Origin of the sequence: Aeromicrobium sp., from assembly GCF_032084975.1 — a bacterium.
Classification (GTDB): domain Bacteria; phylum Actinomycetota; class Actinomycetes; order Propionibacteriales; family Nocardioidaceae; genus Aeromicrobium.
In genome coordinates this window covers 1-1,358 of the sequence record NZ_DAMDLR010000161.1, presented here as the reverse complement: position 1 = coordinate 1,358, position 1,358 = coordinate 1, and the positions used below count along the sequence as shown (strand labels likewise).

Annotated in this window: 1 rRNA gene; it reads right to left on the bottom strand. The window is 53.8% G+C overall.

From position 1 onward, the window contains the following. Positions 1-912 (bottom strand): 23S ribosomal RNA (locus RT323_RS16660); the annotation flags it as partial. Positions 913-1,358 lie beyond the last annotated feature (446 nt).

Genomic DNA, 1,358 nt, shown 5'->3' with positions numbered 1-1,358 from the left:
CCAGCTATCACGGAGTTTGATTGGCCTTTCACCCCTACCCACAACTCATCCCCTCCATTTTCAACTGAAGTGGGTTCGGGCCTCCACGACGTCTTACCGACGCTTCACCCTGGCCATGGGTAGATCACTCCGCTTCGGGTCTAGACCCGGCGACTCCACGCCCTATTCAGACTCGCTTTCGCTACGGCTACCCCACACGGGTTAACCTTGCCACCGAGCACTAACTCGCAGGCTCATTCTTCAAAAGGCACGCCATCACCCACAACCAACCAAATGATTCGCAGGCTTTGACGGATTGTAAGCGTCCGGTTTCAGGTACTATTTCACTCCCCTCCCGGGGTACTTTTCACCTTTCCCTCACGGTACTTGTCCGCTATCGGTCACCAGGAAGTATTCAGGCTTACCGGGTGGTCCCGGCAGATTCACAGCAGATTCCACGAGCCCGCTGCTACTTGGGCACCCATCACGCAAGACCACACGTTTTCAGCTACCGGACTCTCACCGTCTACGGCAGACCATTCCAGGCCACTTCACCTAACATGCAGCATTTATCACTCACGCCCCGACAGGTAGATCGGAGAAGATGAACCCCACAACACCACACACACAACCCCTACCCGGTATCACATGCGCATGGTTTAGCCTCCTCCGCTTTCGCTCGCCACTACTCACGGAATCACAATTGTTTTCTCTTCCTATGGGTACTGAGATGTTTCACTTCCCCACGTTCCCCCCACACAGCCTATACATTCAGCTGGTGGTAACACGACATCACTCGTGCTGGGTTTCCCCATTCGGACACCCTCGGATCACAGCTCGTTTGACAACTCCCCGAGGACTATCGCGGCCTACCACGTCCTTCATCGGCTCCTGGTACCAAGGCATCCACCGAACGCCCTAAAACACTTACAACAACACCTACAAACACACCCACACACAACGCGCAGGCACGAATGTAGACACAAAAACTCGACAAAACACACAACCAAAAAACTTGTATGCATTGCAAAAATAAAGATGCTCGCATCCACTATGCACTTCTCAAACAACACACATCGAACGTCCGCATACTCCTCCGCGTCTCATCACAAGACACCTCAGCAGAGCTGCGCGATATTCGACATCCGGAGAAAACTTGCGTTCTCTCAGAACCCCGATAGTGTGCGATAAACGCGCTGGCCTCGCGGCCGGCGACAACCCAGCTACAACCGAATGAGTCGGTAGAGCTTTGAGTTCGTTTGATGTTTCACCCGTGAACACACTCGTGCCGCACCACGATCGGGTGCAGAAACACGGTTGTTTGTATGCTCCTTAGAAAGGAGGTGATCCAGCCGCACCTTCCGGTACGGCTACCTTGT